Annotated in this window: 20 protein-coding genes; 6 read left to right on the top strand and 14 right to left on the bottom strand. The window is 38.7% G+C overall.

All coding sequences use genetic code 11. The features are described 5' to 3' along the window. The first annotated feature begins 105 nt into the window (after positions 1-105). On the top strand, positions 106-759 hold the full coding sequence (locus AA650_RS00550) for a phosphoribosylanthranilate isomerase (RefSeq protein WP_053537547.1): 654 nt from the start codon (positions 106-108) through the stop codon (positions 757-759). A gap of 280 nt (positions 760-1,039) precedes the next feature. Here the strand turns inward: AA650_RS00550 and folE are convergent, their stop codons facing one another. From folE to AA650_RS00525, 5 genes are all read right to left on the bottom strand, one after another. Continuing rightward, on the bottom strand, positions 1,040-1,747 hold the full coding sequence (folE, locus tag AA650_RS00545; RefSeq protein WP_027403462.1) for a GTP cyclohydrolase I FolE: 708 nt from the start codon (positions 1,745-1,747) through the stop codon (positions 1,040-1,042). 87 nt (positions 1,748-1,834) lie between these two features. Next, positions 1,835-2,560: an SDR family oxidoreductase gene (locus tag AA650_RS00540; RefSeq protein WP_053537546.1), complete on the bottom strand. Its 726-nt coding sequence runs from the start codon at positions 2,558-2,560 to the stop codon at positions 1,835-1,837. A 111-nt stretch (positions 2,561-2,671) separates the two neighbouring features. Next, positions 2,672-3,652 (bottom strand): acetyl-CoA carboxylase carboxyltransferase subunit alpha, encoded by a 981-nt coding sequence (locus AA650_RS00535; RefSeq protein WP_039202861.1) that lies wholly within the window; start codon positions 3,650-3,652, stop codon positions 2,672-2,674. A 102-nt stretch (positions 3,653-3,754) separates the two neighbouring features. Beyond that, positions 3,755-4,774, bottom strand: coding sequence for a long-chain acyl-[acyl-carrier-protein] reductase (locus AA650_RS00530; protein WP_039202860.1), 1,020 nt, complete (start codon positions 4,772-4,774; stop codon positions 3,755-3,757). A gap of 238 nt (positions 4,775-5,012) precedes the next feature. Next, positions 5,013-5,711, bottom strand: a complete 699-nt coding sequence (locus AA650_RS00525; RefSeq protein WP_053537545.1) for an aldehyde oxygenase (deformylating) — start codon at positions 5,709-5,711, stop codon at positions 5,013-5,015. Positions 5,712-5,866: 155 nt separating this feature from the next. Here AA650_RS00525 and AA650_RS27435 point away from each other — a divergent pair, with 155 nt between their 5' ends. Next, positions 5,867-6,040 (top strand): hypothetical protein, encoded by a 174-nt coding sequence (locus tag AA650_RS27435; RefSeq protein ID WP_199924352.1) that lies wholly within the window; start codon positions 5,867-5,869, stop codon positions 6,038-6,040. 66 nt (positions 6,041-6,106) lie between these two features. Here the strand turns inward: AA650_RS27435 and AA650_RS27430 are convergent, their stop codons facing one another. Next, positions 6,107-6,292: a hypothetical protein gene (locus AA650_RS27430; protein ID WP_199924351.1), complete on the bottom strand. Its 186-nt coding sequence runs from the start codon at positions 6,290-6,292 to the stop codon at positions 6,107-6,109. A gap of 175 nt (positions 6,293-6,467) precedes the next feature. Between AA650_RS27430 and AA650_RS00520 the strand changes: the two genes are divergently transcribed. Then, entirely contained in the window at positions 6,468-6,884 is a 417-nt protein-coding gene (locus AA650_RS00520) for a XisH family protein (RefSeq protein WP_053537544.1), read from the top strand. Continuing rightward, positions 6,872-7,207 carry a XisI protein gene (locus AA650_RS00515; RefSeq protein WP_053537543.1) on the top strand — a complete coding sequence of 112 codons (336 nt, stop codon included), beginning with the start codon at positions 6,872-6,874 and terminating at the stop codon, positions 7,205-7,207. The genes AA650_RS00520 and AA650_RS00515 overlap by 13 nt, the downstream gene beginning before the upstream one ends. A 70-nt stretch (positions 7,208-7,277) precedes the next feature. Here the strand turns inward: AA650_RS00515 and AA650_RS28525 are convergent, their stop codons facing one another. From AA650_RS28525 to AA650_RS00495, 5 genes are all read right to left on the bottom strand, one after another. Continuing rightward, complete coding sequence (locus AA650_RS28525) at positions 7,278-7,394, bottom strand: pentapeptide repeat-containing protein (protein ID WP_234413261.1); 117 nt, start codon at positions 7,392-7,394, stop codon at positions 7,278-7,280. A 482-nt stretch (positions 7,395-7,876) separates the two neighbouring features. After that, on the bottom strand, positions 7,877-9,031 hold the full coding sequence (locus AA650_RS00510; RefSeq protein WP_053537542.1) for an iron-containing alcohol dehydrogenase: 1,155 nt from the start codon (positions 9,029-9,031) through the stop codon (positions 7,877-7,879). Between the two features lie 199 nt (positions 9,032-9,230). Continuing rightward, positions 9,231-10,325 (bottom strand): AI-2E family transporter, encoded by a 1,095-nt coding sequence (locus AA650_RS00505; RefSeq protein WP_233455388.1) that lies wholly within the window; start codon positions 10,323-10,325, stop codon positions 9,231-9,233. A gap of 166 nt (positions 10,326-10,491) precedes the next feature. Next, on the bottom strand, positions 10,492-10,920 hold the full coding sequence (locus tag AA650_RS00500) for an NUDIX hydrolase (RefSeq protein ID WP_027403453.1): 429 nt from the start codon (positions 10,918-10,920) through the stop codon (positions 10,492-10,494). A 3-nt stretch (positions 10,921-10,923) separates the two neighbouring features. Beyond that, complete coding sequence (locus AA650_RS00495) at positions 10,924-11,328, bottom strand: hypothetical protein (protein ID WP_053537541.1); 405 nt, start codon at positions 11,326-11,328, stop codon at positions 10,924-10,926. A 587-nt stretch (positions 11,329-11,915) separates the two neighbouring features. Between AA650_RS00495 and AA650_RS00490 the strand changes: the two genes are divergently transcribed. Together AA650_RS00490 and AA650_RS00480 are read left to right on the top strand one after the other, a co-directional pair. Further along, the gene (locus tag AA650_RS00490) at positions 11,916-13,985 is read left to right on the top strand and encodes a prolyl oligopeptidase family serine peptidase (protein WP_053537540.1); all 2,070 of its coding nucleotides are present in this window, start codon (positions 11,916-11,918) and stop codon (positions 13,983-13,985) included. Positions 13,986-14,482: 497 nt separating this feature from the next. Then, positions 14,483-16,066: a B12-binding domain-containing radical SAM protein gene (locus tag AA650_RS00480; RefSeq protein WP_053537539.1), complete on the top strand. Its 1,584-nt coding sequence runs from the start codon at positions 14,483-14,485 to the stop codon at positions 16,064-16,066. A 68-nt stretch (positions 16,067-16,134) separates the two neighbouring features. Here the strand turns inward: AA650_RS00480 and AA650_RS00475 are convergent, their stop codons facing one another. From AA650_RS00475 to AA650_RS00465, 3 genes are all read right to left on the bottom strand, one after another. Then, positions 16,135-16,371, bottom strand: coding sequence for a response regulator (locus tag AA650_RS00475; protein WP_053537538.1), 237 nt, complete (start codon positions 16,369-16,371; stop codon positions 16,135-16,137). Between the two features lie 212 nt (positions 16,372-16,583). Then, positions 16,584-17,030, bottom strand: coding sequence for a response regulator (locus tag AA650_RS00470; RefSeq protein WP_027403448.1), 447 nt, complete (start codon positions 17,028-17,030; stop codon positions 16,584-16,586). Beyond that, a complete protein-coding gene (locus tag AA650_RS00465; RefSeq protein ID WP_053537537.1) occupies positions 16,975-19,284 on the bottom strand; it encodes a sensor histidine kinase in 2,310 nt (769 codons plus the stop codon). The genes AA650_RS00470 and AA650_RS00465 overlap by 56 nt, the downstream gene beginning before the upstream one ends. Positions 19,285-19,419: the final 135 nt, after the last annotated feature.

Here is a 19,419-nt window from a genome sequence, read left to right as displayed (position 1 = left end):
AAATGAATATAGTCCTACAGAATTATAAAATTACCCAGGACAAAGCAAAAGTTTTTAACTTGAATTAAGATACTTTTGTGATTATTTGTAACTTTTCTGATAGAAATGCGGGTTAAAATTTGCGGTATTACTCAACCAGAGCAGTCTCTAGCTATAGCTGCCTTGGGTGCAACAGCACTAGGATTTATCTGTGTTCCCACTTCTCCTCGTTACGTTACCATAGCCCAAATTCAGGCAGCCATAGCTGCACTGGCTGAAGGCAACGCCCCGATTTCCAAAAATATTGATAAAATCGGCGTTTTTGCTAACACTACTATTTCTGAAATTAGTCAAATAGTTAAAAAGTCTGGTTTAACCGGTGTCCAGCTACATGGAGACGAAACACCAGAATTTTGCCAGCAATTACGTCAATCCCTACCCCAAGTGGAAATTATCAAAGCCTTGCGAGTCCGCAGTTTAGAGCATCTACAAACCACCATACATTACACCGATTATGTAGATACTCTACTACTTGATGCTTACCATCCCCAACAGCTAGGAGGAACAGGACAAACCTTAGATTGGCATCAACTAAATCAGCAATTTAGCCCTGGTCTTCCTTGGTTCTTAGCCGGAGGACTCACACCAGATAATATTTTGACTGCTTTAAGTCAAATTAAACCCAATGGTATTGATCTATCTAGTGGTGTCGAACACTCACCAGGTAACAAAGATTTAGATAAAGTAGCCCTATTGTTTCAAAAGTTAGAGAATTGGTAATTGGTAATTGGTAATTGGCAATAGGCAATAGGCAATAGGCAATAGGCAATAGGTAATAGGTAATTGGTAATAGGTAATAGGTAATAGGCAATAGGCAATAGGCAATAGGCAATAGGCAATAGAAAGATAAATAATCTCCCTGCCCCCTACTCCCCCTACTCCCCCTACTCCCCCTACTCCCCCTACTCCCCTACTCCCCTACTCCCCTACTCCCCCTACTCCCCCTACTCCCCTACTCCCCCTACTCCCCCTACTCCCTACCCCCTACCCCTACCCCGCATTAAAACAATGACGCTTGATGACGAATCAAGTTGAAAAATTCTTCACGGGTTTTGTGTTGTTCTTGGAAAATACCTACCATCGAACTGGTAACTGTCCAAGAACCAGGTTTTTGAACCCCCCGCATCACCATACACATATGAGTAGCTTCCATGACTACAGCCACACCTTTGGGTTCGAGGACTGCTTGTAGTGCCTCAGCAATTTGTCGAGTTAGTCTTTCTTGAACTTGCAATCGGCGAGAATACATTTCCACAATTCTTGCCAGTTTGCTTAATCCTACAACTTTTTGATTGGGAATATAAGCAACGTGCGCTCTACCCATGAATGGCAGCATATGATGTTCACACAGGCTAAAGAAGTTAATGTCTCTTACCAAAACCATTTCATCATGTCCTTCATCAAATATCGCACCATTGATGAGGTCTTCTAGAGATTGATTGTAGCCGCTGGTGAGAAATTTCATCGCCTTAGCTACGCGCTTAGGTGTTTTTAGCAGCCCTTCCCGTTCAGGGTCTTCTCCTAATCCCACTAACATTGTCCGCACAGCTTGCATCATCTCATCCATTGTTTCTTCCGAGGGTGGATGTATTTCTGGTTCTTTGCCATTATGGGTATTGCGGTCTGGTCGGACATTGATAGCTTCTGCTAAATCAGGAATCAGAGGCGATTGCGAGGTATTAGAACCGTTTGAACCAGCGATAGTCATGATTAAATTTTAGTAATTTTTCAGTTGTCAGTTGTCAGTCGTCAGTGGTAATTAATCATTTAAAGAGATAAATGAGGAAATTACCAATTAGAGAACACCAGCATTGGACATAATCGTCAATTCTTCAATTACTGCTTCTTGTGGTAATAAGACAGTGTGTAAAATTGTTGTTGCCACAATTTCTGGAGTTAACATTTGGGAACGGTCAAAGCTAGCCTGGACGGTTGGAGTATCCCAAATTGCCGTATTGACAGAACCAGGACAAATGGCAATGACGCGAATACCATTAGCCCGTTCTTCTTGTGCGAGGGTTTGGGAGAGGAAAAGAAGTCCTGCTTTGCTGACGCAGTAAGCACCCCAACCTGGAAAGGTTTGTTTGGCTGCTATAGAAGCAATGTTAATAATTGTGCCTTGCCCTTGTTGGCGCATTCCTGGCAAAATTCCCATCATGCACTGAAAGACACTGGTGAGGTTCAAGTCAATGACTTGTTGCCAGTCTTCCAAGGGTGTTTCACTCAGGTTGCCTGTATATCCAATTCCAGCGTTATTAATGAGAATATTTATGTTGCCAAATTTGTCAGCTATTCCTTGAATTTTGGATTTAACTTGGGTAACTTCAGCTAAGTCTAGACAAAAGGCTTGGGCTTCTACTCCTAACTCCTGTGCGGCTCTAGCTACAGACTCTAGTTTATCCTGAGAACGGCTGACTAATGCTACATCTATTCCAGCCTTTGCAAATGCTAAAGCTGTTGCTCTGCCAATTCCGCTACTAGCACCAGTAATTAAGGCGCGTCTTTTTTGCTCAGAATTCATAAAATCAAGTAAATACAAATGCCTATGGCTCTTGAAGATTGTTAAAAATCTTTAAGCAGCCATAGGCAATTATAGCATTGCTATTATTCTATACCATTTTCTTGAGTATTTTTAGTGGGCAAGTTCTGTGAAAACGCCGATATTACGGAATTTATCATAACGGAGTTGGCGGCGCTCGGCTGGGGTGAGACGGTTGAGTTCGTCTAAGTTTTCCACTAAGGCTTGTTTTAAGTTGGTAGCCGCTGTTAAGGGGTCTGAGTGTGCGCCACCCAAGGGTTCAGGGAGGATTTGGTCAATAATACCCAAGTTTTTGAGGTCGTGGGAGATGATTTTCAGGGCTACGGCCGCTAGGTGAGATTTACTGGCATCTTTCCACAAAATTGCGGCACAGGCTTCGGGGGTAGCTACGGTGTAAACTGAGTGTTCAAACATCAGTAGACGATCGCCTACACCAATACCCAAAGCCCCACCAGATCCACCTTCACCGATAACTGTACAAATGATGGGTACGTCAAAACTGAACATTTCTCGCAGGTTATAGGCGATCGCCTCTCCTTGTCCTTGATGTTCGGCTTCGATGCCCGCCCAAGCCCCAGGAGTATCAATAAAGGTCAAAATTGGCATACTAAATTTATTGGCGTGTTCCATGAGGCGCAGAGCCTTACGGTAGCCACCAGGAGCAGCCATACCAAAGTTGCGGGCAACGTTGTCTTTAGTATCTCGACCTTTTTGATGTCCTAACATCATCACTGGTTGTCCAGCTATACGACCAACGCCACCAACTAAAGCTGGATCATCGCCGCCACAGCGATCGCCATGTAACTCCATCCATTCATCGCTGATAGACTGGATATAATCTAAAGTGCTAGGGCGGCGGGGATGACGAGCTACCTGTAATCGTTGAGATGGTGTCAGACTGCTAAAAATCTCCTCCCGCAATTGCGTCGCCCGCGTTTCTAGTTGGCGAATTTGTCCAGAAACATCAACACCATTTTCTTCAGCCAATTGGCGAATTTGGTCAATCCGAGTAGCCAGTTCTGCTAAAGGCTTTTCAAAATCTAACAGTAGCGGTTTGCGCTCAGTGGTTGCCATAATTATGTTCGTTGTCAGTTGTCAGTTGTCAGTTGTTAGTTGTCAGTTGTCAGTTGTCAGTTGTCTTTTCTTTGCCACTGACCACTGACCAATGACCAATGACTAAACTAGTAATGGTCTAAAACCGTGTTTAATGGACACACGACCAATTTGCTCCATTTTGTCTACGGTAATCTGATTACGCCCCCAAGAAAAGTTTGTATATAACTTCTCAAATTCCAGCAGCATTGATTCGGCAAAACAAGCAAATAATTGCCGCCCTGGCACATCCATATTGACAATTTTCATGATTTTCCAGTCAATATCTAGAGAATGCTCCACAATGCCACCATTTAATACATATACCCCCGGATGCTGAACTTTTGTGCCTAAGTTTTTAGGATAGCCCCCATCAATCAATAGACAGGGTTGTTTTAATGTTGTTGGGTCAATTTCTACGCCTTTGGGCATACTCGCCACCCAGACGACAATATCCGCTTGGGGTAATGCTTCCTGTAATCCCATAATTTTACCCCGTCCTAGTTCTGCTTGCAGTTCTTGGAGACGTTCTTGATTTCTCGCAATTAATAATAATTCTTGAACATCTGTTTTTTTATCTAGCCAGCGGGTGACTGCGCTGCCAATATCCCCCGTTGCACCGCACACAGCTACAGTTGCTTTGGACAATTCAATCCCTAGTTGTTTGGAAGCTTCTTCTACTTGCCGACAAATAATGTAAGCTGTATGAGTGTTGCCTGTGGTGAAGCGTTCAAAATCTAGGTTAATATTGCGGACTTGTTTGAACTGCTCTAAATTAAAGTTCTCAAAAATAATTGAGGAAAATCCACCCAAGGCTGTAATATCAATGCCATGCTTTTGAGCATGAGCCATAGCATTAAGAATTTTGCGTGTTGCGGCTTTAATGCGGCGATTAGCCAGCATTTCCGGTAAAAAGCATGATTCTACATACTTTCCTTCTATTTTCTGCCCGGTGATACTGGTGACAGTGATATGATCAACTATTTGCGGCGGGGCGCTACACCAAAAGTCTAGCCCTTGATCGGCATATTCTGGATATCCCAATTCTTGAGCTACTGATTGAGCGTGTTCTAAACTAGTCAGATGTCCAATTAAACCAAACATGGAGTGATATATTAGGCGTGTGCTGTCGTGCAAAACTGTGGAATTAGTGAGCAATACCAACTTTGGATTTGAGTCTTGAATTTGAGAGAAATCGCAAACTATAGTATCTAACTATTAAAAATACTACATAAGGGGTCAATGTTCACAGTTGACGGTTGACTACTTCCCCTACCTCCCCTACTTCCCCTACCTCCCCTACTTCCCTTGGGGTAACATAGTTGTCACCCCAAGGGCATTCTTAAGCGGCTACAAGTCCGTAGGCAGAAAGACGCATGATATCACGGGTAGTGAAGCCAATGTTACTTAGGGCATCACCATATTGAATCATAAAATCTTCTACTAAAGCGTCTTTTTCCATAGCTAAAACTTTGGCATCATCTGCTACTTGATTGAGCATTCTCCATACTAGAGGCAGGTTTTGGCGGTTAGCTTGCTCTAATTCGGCTTTGGATTCTGTAAAGTTTTTTTGCAACCACACTTCACCAAAGTTGAGATGGCTGTATTCTTCTTTTACTACCCCTTCTGTGATTTTACGAGCAAAATCATCAGCCACGGGAATATAGATATTGTAGGCAGCGATCGCAAAACATTCGATAATTAATGATTGAATCAAAAGACAAGTCACGACTTTACCTTCTTTGGCTGCGGTTTGGAAATTTTCATGTAGTCCCAAGAAAAACTTTTTCGCAAATTCTAAATCTGGAGTCACTTTTAAGTTCCGTCCACAGGCTTCAAACCCTTTTTTGTGGCGACTTTCCATTTTCGAGAGGGCAATTAGTTCCTTTTCCTGTGCCGGCAGTAGTTGAGCTAATGTAATGTAATTTTCGTGGGCTTCTTGTTCCCCTTCAATTACAATGGCATTGATGCGGCTATAAGCATCTTTATATATTTCACTTTGAAAATCAATTGTTTTAATTTGGTCTACAAGTTGCTGCATTGTCTGTATTACTCCGTTAACCCTGCTCATTTGATACAAAAACTCAACTTACCCGATAAATTTGGGGTAATTATCACTGTGATTTAATTTAACTTAACAAGAAACTATAGTTATTAGATTAATTTTTACTGATAATTGTACTACCAGAAAAACAAATGTATGAAGTCATAGCCAATGTCCAAGCTAAACTGGAATCTCAAAAATGCCAATTTTGGAACCTGTTAGCCGTAGGAACAGGTACATTTAGAGTTTTGCTGCCGCTAATTGTGGTTTTCCTGACTTCCTTTGGGTTTGAAGCTACCACAAACAACAAAGACTTCCCAGCATAATGGGACTTTAGCCAATTACCACTGGGGGTGGTAGGGAAGTTTTTACTGGACTTTGAATATTCTACCTTAGTAGCGATCGCACTTAGAGACTTCCAAGAAATAAATTATCCTAAGAAACGAACCACAGAGGCACAGAGTACACAGAGAGAGAATTTCTGCATCAGTTTTGGGACATTTTTTTATTTGGAAGTCTCTTACAGCTTTTCCAATTTTCACTTCAGCTTTAGCTTGATCTTGATTGACGAGTAACATGATTTGTTTAAGCTTTTTCTATTTACAGCTTAATCGTAATTATAAGCGTTCTATAATTAGCTTTGTCGTGACCAAAAGAGACATTTGCTAATAGTTTTTCGTTAATGATAGCAGCAGCGACAATTGCTACGATAGCCGTGATAGTGTTATTTTTAATTGAAACAATAAAATATCTATGTCAGCAAGAGATTTATTTCATCAAGCAGTTAGAACCGCATTAGAAAAAGAAGGATGGATAATTACAGATGATCCCTTAGAGGTAGAATTAGAGGAGATAACCTTTAGAATTGATTTGGGTGCAGAAAGATTAATAGCCGCAGAAAAAGGAGAACAAAAAATTGCTGTAGAAATCAAAAGTTTTGCTAGTAACTCAGCAGTAAGTGAATTTCATACAGCATTAGGACAATTTCTTAATTATCAAACTATGTTAGAAGAAATTGAGTCAGAAAGAGAATTATATTTAGCTGTTCCCAAAGATGCTTATATTTCTTTTTTTCAAACTCGATTTGCTAAAATTACTGTAAAAAAATATCAAGTTAGAATCATAGTATATAATCCAGATCAGGAGGTAATAATACAATGGCCAACATAGAACATTATCGTCAGTGTATTCAAACCATCCTCAAAGAACATGGTAAATTTAAGCCCAAATATGACGAAATAGATAATGAACTGATTTTTGATACTACTCATGATCATTATCAACTTATGCGTGTTGGTTGGGATGATTTAAGAAGAGTTTATCATAGCGTCATTCATTTCGATATTAAAGATAACAAAATCTGGATTCAACAAAACATGACAGAATCAGATTTAGCTCAAGAACTTGTAAATATGGGAATACAAAAAGAAGATATAGTTTTTGGTTTACAACCACCTTACAAACGTCCTTATACTGGTTATGGTGTAGCTTGATTTTTGAATGTTTCAGTTGTCAGAATCAGAATTTTGATCACGTATTTGACTATTTATTTTGGTTCTATCTTTAAGGATGAATTGTGCCATCAGGCATCATTGCTGCGGTAAGGTCTGCACCTGACAAATTGGCTTCTGACAGATTAGCTCCTGATAGGTTTGCTTGTAACAGGAAAGCTCCTGACAAATTTGCTTTTAGAGACTTCCAAATAAAAAAATGTCCCAAAACTGATGCAGAAATTCTCTCTCTGTGTACTCTGTGCCTCTGTGGTTCGTTTCTTAGGATAATTTATTTCTTGGAAGTCTCTTAACAAGTTTGCTCTAAACAAGCTTGCTTGTTGCAGGGTTGCTTTTGATTGTAATCATAGCCAAATAAATCTTGTACATTCACCGATTCCCCTTCTCTAAGTTTTCTGAAATTACAGGTAAATACTATATTCAGTATTACTACTCAATTATAACTCTATCATTTCATTACTCAGAGATTTTATGCAAATGAAATACGTTAAACGGGCGGTTAGAAACCGCGTCTACACAGGTAAAACCCACCTGCGTGGGTTTCAAATCCTTGATTTTTCCTTAGTCCGCGCAGGCGGACTTTGTTTGTGTAGCAGCGAATTCCATTCGCCAGGTCTTAAGTTAACACCATTTGACCTACGGATTTAACTTTTAAGCGCAAAGAGCTAAAATCTGTTCCACAACTTGGGGGTTAACGTCTTTATTTTCCCCCAAAGCGGTCATCCCATGTTTTTCTAAATTTTTGATAACTGCGGGAATAGTTTCTACTCCCACACCATAATCAGATAAATGAGTGCGAACACCAACTGATTCAAAGAAATCACGAGTTTTAGTAATTGCGGCATTTACCCGTTCTTCTTCCGAACCACCGACAACTTGCCAAACTCTATCTGCATATTGTAGAAGTTTTTGCCACTTGCGATCGCGTCTAATCGTCAAAGTTCCAGGTAACACAACCGCCAAAGTTTGAGCATGATCCATACCATGCAACGCTGTCAACTCATGGCCTATCATGTGAGTCGTCCAATCTTGAGGCACACCAGCCGCAATTAACCCATTTAATGCCATTGTCGCCGACCAAACCAAATTTGCTCGCGCATCATAATCTGTAGGATTAGCTAAAGTTTTTGGTCCTTCTGAAATCAAAGTTTGTAAAATTGATTCAGCCATGCGGTCTTGTAATGGTGCATTCACCGGATAGGTCAAATACTGCTCCATCACATGAGTAAAAGCATCAACAATACCATTGCTAATTTGCCGAGGAGGCAGGGAGAAAGTTGTTTCTGGGTCAAGAACGGAAAATTTCGGAAACACCAAGGGACTAGCGAAAAATAACTTTTCTTTAGTTTCCCACTTAGTCACAACTGAATTTGTATTCATTTCTGAACCAGTTGCAGGTAAAGTCAAAACCACCCCCATTGGTAAAGCCGTCGTTACCGGTGCGCCATGAGCTAAAATATCCCAAGGGTCGCCCACAAAAGGAACAGCAGCCGCTATAAACTTAGTCCCGTCTGCAACAGAACCACCACCCACAGCCAACAGAAAATCAATACCTTCTTTGCGGATTAACTCAACCGCCTGCATCAAAGTTTCAAAATGAGGATTGGGTTCAATACCGCCGAACTCAAATACATTTCTACCAGCCAATGCCGATTTTACTTGATCATAAACCCCATTAGCTTTAATACTACCACCACCGTAAGTAATCAGAATTTTCGCGTTCGCCGGGATTTCTGAACCAATATTAGCGATTTGACCCCTACCAAACAGGATTTTAACTGGGTTGTAAAAAACAAAATTTTCCATAACTTTAGTCACTCAAGAGAATTAGATTTCACCTTGAGTATTGTAATCACTTTCTTGATTTTTGTGCCTGTACCTACAGAATACTATTTTCCCCCAATCTAATTAAAAGTTGGGGAATTGTGTCCCAGACATTTTTATCAATTTAAACAAATAAACTGCCAACAAGACAAACAAAATCAGGAAATAAAGGTGTTGTCATTTACTCACTATCAACAGCAGTTTTATTAAATTTACCATTACGCCAAGTATCAGCGATATCTTTAATAAAACTAGCAAGAGGAATAGCAACCAATAACCCCAATACACCGCCTAACTTTGCGCCTATTAATAAAGAAATTACCACCCATACAGGATTTAAACCAGTTAAATTTCCTAAAATACGTGGGGCAATAATATTAGAATTAATTTGATCAATAGCCACACCTATAGCCGCAACCTCTAACCCTAAACCAAAGTCTTTTAAAGTTATTAATAAACTAACAATACCAATACCAATACCAGTACCAAAAGGAAATAGGGAAAACAAACCAATTCCTATGCCAAAAAGTAGTGATAAAGGCACTCGTAAAACGACAAAAGCCAATGTTATGGATACGGCTAAAATAGCCCCTAAAGTAGCTTGACCAATGAAATAATTATTAAAATCTTCTCGCAGTAATTCTCGCACCTTTTTCGCTGTTTCTGGGGGAAACCAAAGATAAATGCCATTCCATAAACTTTCCCCATTCAATACTAAATAAATAGTCAAAACTATGGTGATTAATAAATTCAATAAATTGCCAATAGTATCGAAAGCAAAACCTAAAATTTTCCCAGTAAAAGATTGCAATTGACTTGATATTTTTCCTAAAATTTCACCTGCTAATCCACTTAAATTTACTGGTAGTTGCTGAGTAGCTGCCCAATTTTGCAAAGCTTCTATTTGTTGAGTTGCCGATTCTATCCAATAGGGAAGAAGATTAGCTAACTCATTCAATTGTTCCAGAATAAGTGGTAGGAGAATTACACCTACAGCACCCAAAATAATAATAGATAACAGCAATACCACTACAACTGCTAAAATTCGAGGTACTCCCCGTTTTTGGAGAAGTTGAATGGGGTAATCTAGTACAAAAGCCAGAAGAATAGCAACGGAAATAACGCTAACCAAAGGCTGAAAATAGTTAATGAATTGAATTAATAACCATCCATTTAAAAGAATCACAGGAAAGGCTAATCCTATGTTTAACCATTTGGGTAAATTTGGTAGACTTTTTACTGGCTGCATGGCATTTATTAATAAGTAGGTTAGCATTGAAAATCGTCGTTATGGCAAGGCAAAAGGCAAAAGGCAAGAGTGAAGAGGGTTTGGGGGATTTTACTTTTCTTTACATAGATTGGTTTTATTGTGTTCACCTACTTAATATAATTTTGGCAAAATGTCTGGAAAACTCAAAAAGTTTGTGAATCGGATTATCAGACTATAGAGTTTTGATAAAATCCAGCATAATTTTCTGAGGTAAAGTTGCTAAAGGTCTAATATCTCCGGCTTTTTGAGAATAATATTCACCCTTGTCAATATCTGCTGCTGTTAATAAATCTAAATCCCACCCTTCAGAAAGTACAAGTTGACTCACTGGGACTAACAATGGTGCTTGAAATACATAACGCACAGCTTTTTCATCGCTATAAATTCCAAATTTTGTAAAATCAGTCAACTCATAACCAATTTCTTCGACAACCTCGCGCTGAACAGCTATTTCTGGAGTTTCTCCTGGTTCTATATGTCCACCGAATAAAGCCCAACAACCAGGAGCTATAATATTAGGAATATTATCCCGTAATTGCATTAAAAACTTATTCTCTCGATAGAGAATGGCAACGGCTACATAAGCTAGTTGACTGTTCATAAATTACTTTTCCTCTAAATAAACTTCACCGTATTCTCTACCAGCCAAAGGGACACTTTGATACTGAACATTACCCTTCAATACTACCTGTTCTCCGACTTGGAAATTGCCCTGATTAGTGATTACCCAAATTTTCCCAGTTGAGTCGTTAATTTGATATGATTTTTTCTTGATTAATGGAGCATACTTTTCTACTTTACCTTGAATGTAAACTGTCGTGTCCTGATTTTTTTTGGTAATTTCTTGAATCTGTGTTACATTAGCACCAATATTGAAATTTTTAAGATTGATACCAGAATTTTCTCCCTTACCACAAGCATAAAGTCCCGTTACCAGAGAGAAAGATAGTCCCACAGTAAAAATTTTTGCTGGTGGCATCAAAGCTACAGATTGAGCGAATTTTTGCATTACCGCCAATTTTATCTCCAGGTTACACAAATTAATCGCTATTGATCATAATGCTATTTGGTCGCAAAAAGATAAGTAGGTGAATACAATAAAACTAAACTGTGTAAAGAAACGTAAAATCGCTGAAAACTTCTTTACTCTTGCCTCTTGCCTTGCTATGACGACAATTTTCAACGCCAACCTACTTAAGTAGGTGAACAGAAAAATTTAAAGGTATGTGAAGAAAAGTAAAATCACTCAAAACTCTCTTCCTGTTCCCTGTTCCCTGTTCCCTTGCCCCAACGACAATTTTCAACACCAACCTACTTAGTGATTCTGTCAAAATCATGAAGAGATGAATAAATTCTCAGCGATACCTTCAGTTAGTAACATTCTTATCTTTCTTGTTTGAGAACGAGTCAATATTGCAAATAATGGCTTTTTTATGTTATTAATTAATTTATACCAAATTAAGATGAATCTGCATAGAATCAGAGATCAGAAATAATTGACCGCAGATAAACGCAGATGAATTAACAGATTTGATGATTTTGTGCGGACTCATATAAAATTGGTATTAGCAATTTAGTACAATTTATCCTAAATTTATGTCTAACTTTAACCAACCTCTGACCTATCCTACTGTTAGCAAAAGTGAGCAGGTGGATAATTATCACGGAATGGCGATCGCCGACCCTTACAGAGCCTTAGAAGACCCGGATACAGAAGCAACAAAAGCTTGGGTAGAAGCCCAAAATCAAGTTACCTTTAGCTATTTAAACGAAATTCCTGCCAGAGAAAAAATCAAACAGCGGCTAACAAAACTTTGGGATTATGAAAAATATGGAACTCCCTTTAAAGAAGGTGAAAGTTACTTTTATTTCAAAAATGATGGACTGCAAAATCAAAGTGTCCTCTATACTCTGCCAACTTTAGATGCAGAACCAAGAATTGTACTTGATCCTAATCAACTTTCAGAAGATGGTACAATTGCCCTTTCAGGAATTTCCATCAGTGAAAATGGTCAACTTTTAGCCTATGGTTTATCTAGTTCTGGTTCAGATTGGCAAGAATGGAAAGTTAGAAATATTGCCACAGGTGAAGATTTACAAGATCATCTCCAATGGATTAAATTTTCCGGTGCTTCTTGGACTCATGATCATCAAGGGTTTTTCTACAGTCGTTATGATGAACCAAATGAAAAAACCAAATTAGAAGATGTTAATTATTACCAAAAACTTTATTATCATCAACTTGGTACACCCCAATCAACAGACATCTTAATTTACCATCGTCCTGATGAAAAAGAATGGGGTTTTACTGGGAATGTCACGGAAGACGGCAAATATTTGATAATTTCAATCTGGCTAGGAACTGACTCCAAAAACTTAGTTTTTTACAAGGATCTAACAAATCAAAATTCTGAAGTCATCGAACTAATTAACCAATTTTTAGCAAATTATAGCTTCATTGATAATGACGATTATGTTTTCTACTTTCGCACAGATTTCAATTCTCCAAAAGGTAGAGTTATTGCCATTGACACGAGAAAACCAACTCCCGAAAATTGGCAAGAAATTATTCCTCAAGCAGTAGAAACATTAGAAAGTGTCAGTGTCTTAAATAATCAATTTGTGGCTGATTATTTACAAGATGCCCATAGCCAAATTAAGATATTTGATCTCAAAGGTAATTTTATTCGAGAAGTAGAATTACCCGGAATTGGTGCAGCCAGCGGATTTAGTGGTAAACGGTATGATACAGAAACATTTTATAGTTTTACCAGCTTTACTACCCCTGGAACTATTTATCGTTATGACATGAAAACAGGTAAGAGTGAACTTTTCCGTCAGCCAGAAGTAGATTTCAATGCTGATGAATACGAGACAAAACAGGTTTTCTATGCAAGTAAAGATGGTACAAAAGTGCCAATGTTTATTACTCACAAAAAAGGAATTAAATTAGATGGTAACAATCCTACTTACCTCTATGGATATGGTGGGTTTAATATCTCCTTAACACCAAGTTTTTCTGTTAGCCTTTTAATATGGCTAGAAATGGGAGGAGTCTATGCTGTTCCTAATTTACGTGGTGGTGGTGAATATGGAGAAGAATGGCATCAAGCAGGAATGAAATTGCAAAAGCAAAACGTTTTTGATGATTTCATTGCTGCGGCTGAATGGTTAATTGCCCATAATTACACCCAACCTGGAAAATTAGCTATTGGTGGAGGTAGTAATGGTGGTTTATTGGTGGGTACTTGCATGACACAACGCCCTAATTTGTTTGGTGCAGCCCTACCCGCAGTAGGCGTTATGGATATGTTGCGCTTCCATAAATTTACCATTGGCTGGGCTTGGGTGGCTGAATATGGTTCTTCAGAAAACGCAGAAGAATTCGCAACTTTATATGCTTATTCACCTTTGCATAATCTGAAGCCGGGAACAGCTTATCCAGCTACGTTAATTACTACAGCAGATCATGATGATCGTGTAGTACCTGCTCACAGTTTTAAATTTGCTGCGGCTTTACAAGCAGCGCATGGTGGTGATGCACCTGTATTAATTAGAATTGACATGAAGGCAGGACATGGTGCTGGTAAACCAACAGCAAAAATTATTGAGGAAGCAGCAGATAAATGGGGTTTCTTAGTCAAAGTTTTGAAAGTTGAAATTTAATTTCCCCTACCCATGTACCAGCATGACGTAAAATCGAGCGTCCTGAAACTAACCTTTGCTAAAGAATCATCAATATTGACAAAAACGCCAAAGGGTGTATGAAATTCTACTTTTCCCAGAACAAACTGACCTAGCTTATATTTAGATTTAATATTTTCCGAACTTGTACTATCCATAAAAAATTATCTTCACCCAAGTTGCTAGTTACTCTTATCCTACTATTAAATTACCTAAATTTTTAATAACGAACCACAGAGGCACAGAGAACACAGAGAAAAAACATGAGTAATTTTGGAATGGGAAGGAAGTATCAAGTCGAGGTTTACACAAGTGATGATACGTAATTAGTGAGAAAATTACTGTCTTCATCCTGTAAATCCTTAAATCCTGGACATCTTGATTCTGACATTCTCACATACAACAGGCTTGAGAAAAAAGTCAATTAGTCTGAATTTTAGTTACAGTTAGATCACAAATAAATCGTGAGGGGTGATACTATGCGTGTTTTGCTAGTTTATCCAATATTTCCAAGTACATTTTGGTCTTATGAGAAAATTCTGGCGCTAGTTGACAGAAAGGTTTTGTTGCCACCATTGGGTTTGGTGACGGTAGCGGCAATTTTGCCCCAAGAGTGGGAGTTTAAGCTTGTAGATCGTAACATCCGCGCTGCTACTGAGGAAGAATGGGCATGGGCAGATATGGTGATTTTCTCCGCCATGATTGTCCAAAAACAAGACTTACTTGAGCAAATTCGGGAAGCGAAAAGACGCGGTAAGCTGGTGGCTTTGGGTGGTCCTTATCCTACCTCTACACCCCATGAAGTCGAAGCAGCAGGGGCAGATTACCTGATTCTTGATGAAGGGGAACTGACTTTACCCATGTTTGTGGAAGCTGTGCAACGGGGAGAAAAATCGGGAGTTTTCCGGGCTGCTGAAAAACCTGATGTTACCAGTACACCTATTCCCCGCTTTGATTTATTAGAGTTTAATGCCTATGATATGATGTCGGTGCAGTTTTCCCGGGGTTGTCCCTTCCAGTGCGAATTTTGCGACATCATTGTTTTATATGGACGCAAACCCCGAACTAAAACACCTGCACAACTGTTAGCCGAATTAGATTATCTCTATGATTTGGGTTGGCGGCGGGGTGTGTTTATGGTGGATGATAACTTTATTGGCAACAAGCGAAATGTGAAGTTGTTGCTGAAAGAGTTAAAAGTTTGGATGGAAGATCATCAATATCCGTTCAATTTTGACACCGAAGCTTCCATTGATTTGGCGCAAGACCAAGAAATGATGGAGTTGATGGTTGATTGTGGCTTTAAAGCGGTATTTTTGGGGATTGAAACCCCAGATGAAGATAGTTTACAACTAACTAAGAAGTTTCAAAATACTCGCAGTTCCTTAACTGAGTCGGTGGAAACCATTATTAAGGCTGGACTGCGGCCAATGGCTGGGTTTATTATTGGTTTTGATGGTGAAAAAGCGGGTGCAGGCGATCGCATTGTCCGTTTTGCCGAACTCGCAGCTATTCCTTCTACTACCTTTGCAATGTTACAGGCGTTACCCAATACTGCGCTGTGGCATCGTTTAACCAAAGAAGGCAGATTGCGAGAAAACCAAGACGGGAACATCAATCAAACCACATTGATGAATTTTATTCCTACCCGTCCCCTAGAAGAATTGGCTAGGGAATATGTGGAAGCCTTCTGTGCTTTATATGACCCGGCTGCTTACTTGGATCGCACCTATCGCTGTTTTATGATGTTGGGTTCTCCCAAGTGGACAGCACCGGCAAAAACACCAGAATGGGTAGTTGTCAGAGCCTTACTAATTGTAATTTGGCGACAAGGATTTAAACGACAAACTCGCTGGAAATTCTGGCATCATTTGTTTAGCATTCTCAAGCATAATCCCAAGGTAATCGAACAATACGTTTCTACCTGCGCCCACATTGAGCATTTTATGGAATATCGGCAAATTGTCCGCGATGAAATCGAAAGTCAATTAGCTGCGTATTTAGCCCAAGGTGCGGAAAAACCTTATGTACCTGTGAAGGAAAAAGTCGAAGCTGTAGTTTAATAATAACCAGATCCCCTAGATCCCCGACTTCTCTAAGAAGTCGGGGATCTATTTTGTTATCGGCAAAGTCACTGTAAAAACTGAGGGATGGAAGATAATCCTTGATTGTCAGGAAGGGTCAAATCTAATAAAATTACGTCGTATTTTTGGCTATTTAATTGTTTGATTCCGTCTTGAAGTCTTTGGACGTGAACTAAACCAAAATTTTGAGATTTTGTGAGTTTAATAAACTCTTGCAATAACCTGGCTTCTGCTAAGTTATCTTCAATTAAGAGGATTTTTAGTGTGGAAGTTGCGGTAATCATTTCCTGGTTTTACCTTTTGCGAGTTCTTGGTTAAATAGACTTTGATTAGATTAGTTTTCAAGGATATATTGAATGTAGTAGTATCCACTTGTAGGAGATATAAAATTTACAGTAAGAGCCAGAAAGTAAAAAACTATTATTCCTGATTCTTTCTTCTTCCTGACTCCTGAGTGGGTGCAAGCCCTGCGCCCCTACCTCCTGATTCGGTAGTTTTATTCTAATGGTAAGGTAACGGTAGAAAACCAAAATTTCTCAATACTCTGGATGATTTGGAATAATTGACTCAGGTTACGAGATTTGGTAATATAACAATTAGCGTGTAAGTCGTAACTATGGAAAATGTCATCTTGATTTTTTGAGGTTGTTAAAATGACGACGGGAATGCGTTTGAGTTGAGGATCGGATTTAATTTCTGCTAATACCTCTCTACCATCTTTTCTGGGTAAATTTAAGTCTAATAAAATCAAGTCAGGACGTGGTGCGTTAGCATATTCTCCTTCTTGATGGAGGTAATTCATAGCTTCTACACCGTCCCTAACTGTGATTACTTGATGAGGTAATAAACTGGTTTTTAATGCTTCTTGAATGAGACGAATATCAGCCTTATTGTCCTCCACTAAAAAGATAATTTTGTGTGTTTCTGCCATTTTGACGCTCATGATCACAACCTCTGACGGGAATTGTAAAGTAAAAGGTCGCACCCCGACCGAGTTGTGACTCTACCCAGATTCGTCCACGATGACATTCAATTATTTTCTTACAAATAGCCAAACCTATTCCTGTACCCGGATATTTATCTCTGGTGTGTAGACGTTGAAAGATAGTAAAAATGCGATCGCTAAATTGCGGATCTAAGCCAATCCCGTTATCTTGAACTGAAAATAACCATTCATCTTCCAATCTTTTCGCACTAATATGAATCCTTGGTGATTGACTACCGTGGAATTTGATCGCGTTACCAATGAGGTTCAAAAATAGCTGGATTAACTGTGTTTCATCAGCCATAACTGCGGGTAAGGGATCATGGGTAATAATTGCGCCGGTTTCCACAATGCGTTGACGTAAATTCTTCAAGGTTCGATTTAAAGCTGTTTCGACTGCCGTAACTTGAAAAGTAATTCCTAATGTATCTACGTTGGAGTATACGAGTACGTCATCAATTAACGTCTGCATTAAAATTACACCTTCGACAACATAACCAATAAATTCTTTTGCATCTGCGTCTAGTTCTGCTTCATAGCGCATTTCCAAAAGTTGCACATAATTGGCTACTTGATTTAATGGTTCTTGCAAATCATGGGAAGCGACATAGGCAAATTTTCTCAATTCTGCATTAGAACGTTTTAAATCTTCAGTTAATTGAGCTAATTCTTCAGCTTGACGGAGGACAATATTAATGATTGATTTTCGCAATTCTAATGCAGTTTGAATTTCTACATTTTGCCAGGGTAAGGATGTTAATTGAACTATTTCTTTCCATAAATCAAATGATTTGCGGGGAGACAAATGGACATTTCCTGCGGATTCATCAACTGAAAAAGCCTGATGGGGATTTCCACCCCAATTCACAGTTTGAATCATTTCTGGTCGAAACCATAATACATAATTTTTCCCAGAAATGGGGATAGCTAATAAACCACTCGCAACATTTTTAAAGCTAATCGCGTCTGGATAGATTTGCGGTAAAGAATCAGTGAAAAATACCTCGTCTTCTCCATTGTTTCTCAGCCATTCTCCTAAAAAATTCAATTCTTCTTCTTGAGGAGTATTACCAATCAGAGTATATTTTCCACCAAAATAGATGGCTGCACCTTCAGCATTAGTTAAATTGAGCAGATTTATTTGATTTTTGACTAAACCATCAATAAAGTTCGGTTCTTGAGACATATATTCAACCAATAGTGATTGAATATGGCTTAAATTTAGCTGATAGTCGTAATCTTCAGTTTCTTCTTTGCCAGAAATTTCTGAAAATATGATTCTTCCTAAAAATTCACAAGCTTTTCGTAATTCATAGGAAACATATTTGGGTGATTGATGATGACAAGCAATTAAACCCCAAAGTTTGTGATCCTTAATTAAGGAAATTGTCAAAGATGCAGCCACGCCCATATTATGTAAATATTCTAGATGACATGGTGCAGCACTTCTGAGAATTGAATTAGTTAAATCAATGGGTTGTCCGCTAACTGGGTTAATTCTAGGGAAAAGTTCGGCTGATGATTGAATATTTGTATCGGGAATAACTCTAATAGAATTTTCTAGAAATAATTGTCGTGCTGGCTGAGGAATATCTGATTCTGGATAATGTAATCCTAAATAAGACTCTAAAGTAGCTATTTTTTCTTCAGCAATCACAGAACCATGTCCATCATCACAGAATTTATATAACATCACTCTGTCAAATCCGGTTATTTTGCGGATTTCTTGCACAATTATTTGACTGAAATCACGGAGACTTTTACTTTTTTCTAAGCGATTAATTGAGGATTTAGCTAAATGATAAAAACTCAAGAAAGGAATATTTTCTTGAGATGCTGTAGGTTCTAATTCTAAGATTAAAAATCCTTCAGAGTTACGATAGAAAGTGGCATCAAATATTGTATATTCATCCCCCTGTTTCCTAATCCAAATTTTTGTAGGATTAATAAAATCCAGATTTTCTTCTGACAACCAAAATTTAATTTTCTGGATTTGGTAAGGATCTAGTAAATCTTCTAATTCCTGTTGCAGCATATCTTCTGGCGATATGCCAAAAGTGCTGAAAGTATTTTGACTAACTTGTAATATTTGTAAATCTGGCTCTTGTAAGACTAACAAAACCCCATGAGGCTGAATTTCACTAACCAAATGTATTGGTGCTTCTTTTAAGCTGGTGATATTAATATGCTGCTGCTTGACATTGATATCCATAAAACCCTTTCCCTATAATTTTGGAGCATAAAACCTGTAGGTTTAATCTAAACTCCTCACACCTATAAAAATTCTTTTCGATTCAGTACCTCTGATAGTGGCAAAGCCCACAGTTATAGTTGCCCTTACCTAATA

It is taken from the genome of Anabaena sp. WA102, from assembly GCF_001277295.1.
GTDB classification, from domain to species: Bacteria; Cyanobacteriota; Cyanobacteriia; order Cyanobacteriales; family Nostocaceae; genus Dolichospermum; species Dolichospermum heterosporum.
Note: the sequence above shows the minus strand (reverse complement) of the source record. Positions and strands in the feature narration are given on the sequence as shown.

Excerpts from the sequence above, each read along its gene's own strand:
- AA650_RS00525 (WP_053537545.1), bottom strand. The coding sequence starts at position 5,711 with ATGCAGCAACTTGTAGACCAAATTAAAACAATTGATTTTCAAAGTGAA.
- AA650_RS00535 (WP_039202861.1), bottom strand. The coding sequence starts at position 3,652 with ATGGCAACCACTGAGCGCAAACCGCTACTGTTAGATTTTGAAAAGCCT.
- AA650_RS00505 (WP_233455388.1), bottom strand. The coding sequence starts at position 10,325 with ATGCTAACCTACTTATTAATAAATGCCATGCAGCCAGTAAAAAGTCTA.
- AA650_RS00470 (WP_027403448.1), bottom strand. The coding sequence starts at position 17,030 with ATGAGCGTCAAAATGGCAGAAACACACAAAATTATCTTTTTAGTGGAG.
- AA650_RS00465 (WP_053537537.1), bottom strand. The coding sequence starts at position 19,284 with ATGGATATCAATGTCAAGCAGCAGCATATTAATATCACCAGCTTAAAA.
- AA650_RS00515 (WP_053537543.1), top strand. The coding sequence starts at position 6,872 with ATGGCCAACATAGAACATTATCGTCAGTGTATTCAAACCATCCTCAAA.
- folE (WP_027403462.1), bottom strand. The coding sequence starts at position 1,747 with ATGACTATCGCTGGTTCAAACGGTTCTAATACCTCGCAATCGCCTCTG.
- AA650_RS00540 (WP_053537546.1), bottom strand. The coding sequence starts at position 2,560 with ATGAATTCTGAGCAAAAAAGACGCGCCTTAATTACTGGTGCTAGTAGC.
- AA650_RS00480 (WP_053537539.1), top strand. The coding sequence starts at position 14,483 with ATGCGTGTTTTGCTAGTTTATCCAATATTTCCAAGTACATTTTGGTCT.
- AA650_RS00510 (WP_053537542.1), bottom strand. The coding sequence starts at position 9,031 with ATGGAAAATTTTGTTTTTTACAACCCAGTTAAAATCCTGTTTGGTAGG.
- AA650_RS00530 (WP_039202860.1), bottom strand. The coding sequence starts at position 4,774 with ATGTTTGGTTTAATTGGACATCTGACTAGTTTAGAACACGCTCAATCA.
- AA650_RS00490 (WP_053537540.1), top strand. The coding sequence starts at position 11,916 with ATGTCTAACTTTAACCAACCTCTGACCTATCCTACTGTTAGCAAAAGT.
- AA650_RS00500 (WP_027403453.1), bottom strand. The coding sequence starts at position 10,920 with ATGAACAGTCAACTAGCTTATGTAGCCGTTGCCATTCTCTATCGAGAG.
- AA650_RS27435 (WP_199924352.1), top strand. The coding sequence starts at position 5,867 with ATGTATGAAGTCATAGCCAATGTCCAAGCTAAACTGGAATCTCAAAAA.
- AA650_RS00475 (WP_053537538.1), bottom strand. The coding sequence starts at position 16,371 with ATGATTACCGCAACTTCCACACTAAAAATCCTCTTAATTGAAGATAAC.
- AA650_RS00495 (WP_053537541.1), bottom strand. The coding sequence starts at position 11,328 with ATGCAAAAATTCGCTCAATCTGTAGCTTTGATGCCACCAGCAAAAATT.
- AA650_RS27430 (WP_199924351.1), bottom strand. The coding sequence starts at position 6,292 with ATGTTACTCGTCAATCAAGATCAAGCTAAAGCTGAAGTGAAAATTGGA.
- AA650_RS00550 (WP_053537547.1), top strand. The coding sequence starts at position 106 with ATGCGGGTTAAAATTTGCGGTATTACTCAACCAGAGCAGTCTCTAGCT.
- AA650_RS00520 (WP_053537544.1), top strand. The coding sequence starts at position 6,468 with ATGTCAGCAAGAGATTTATTTCATCAAGCAGTTAGAACCGCATTAGAA.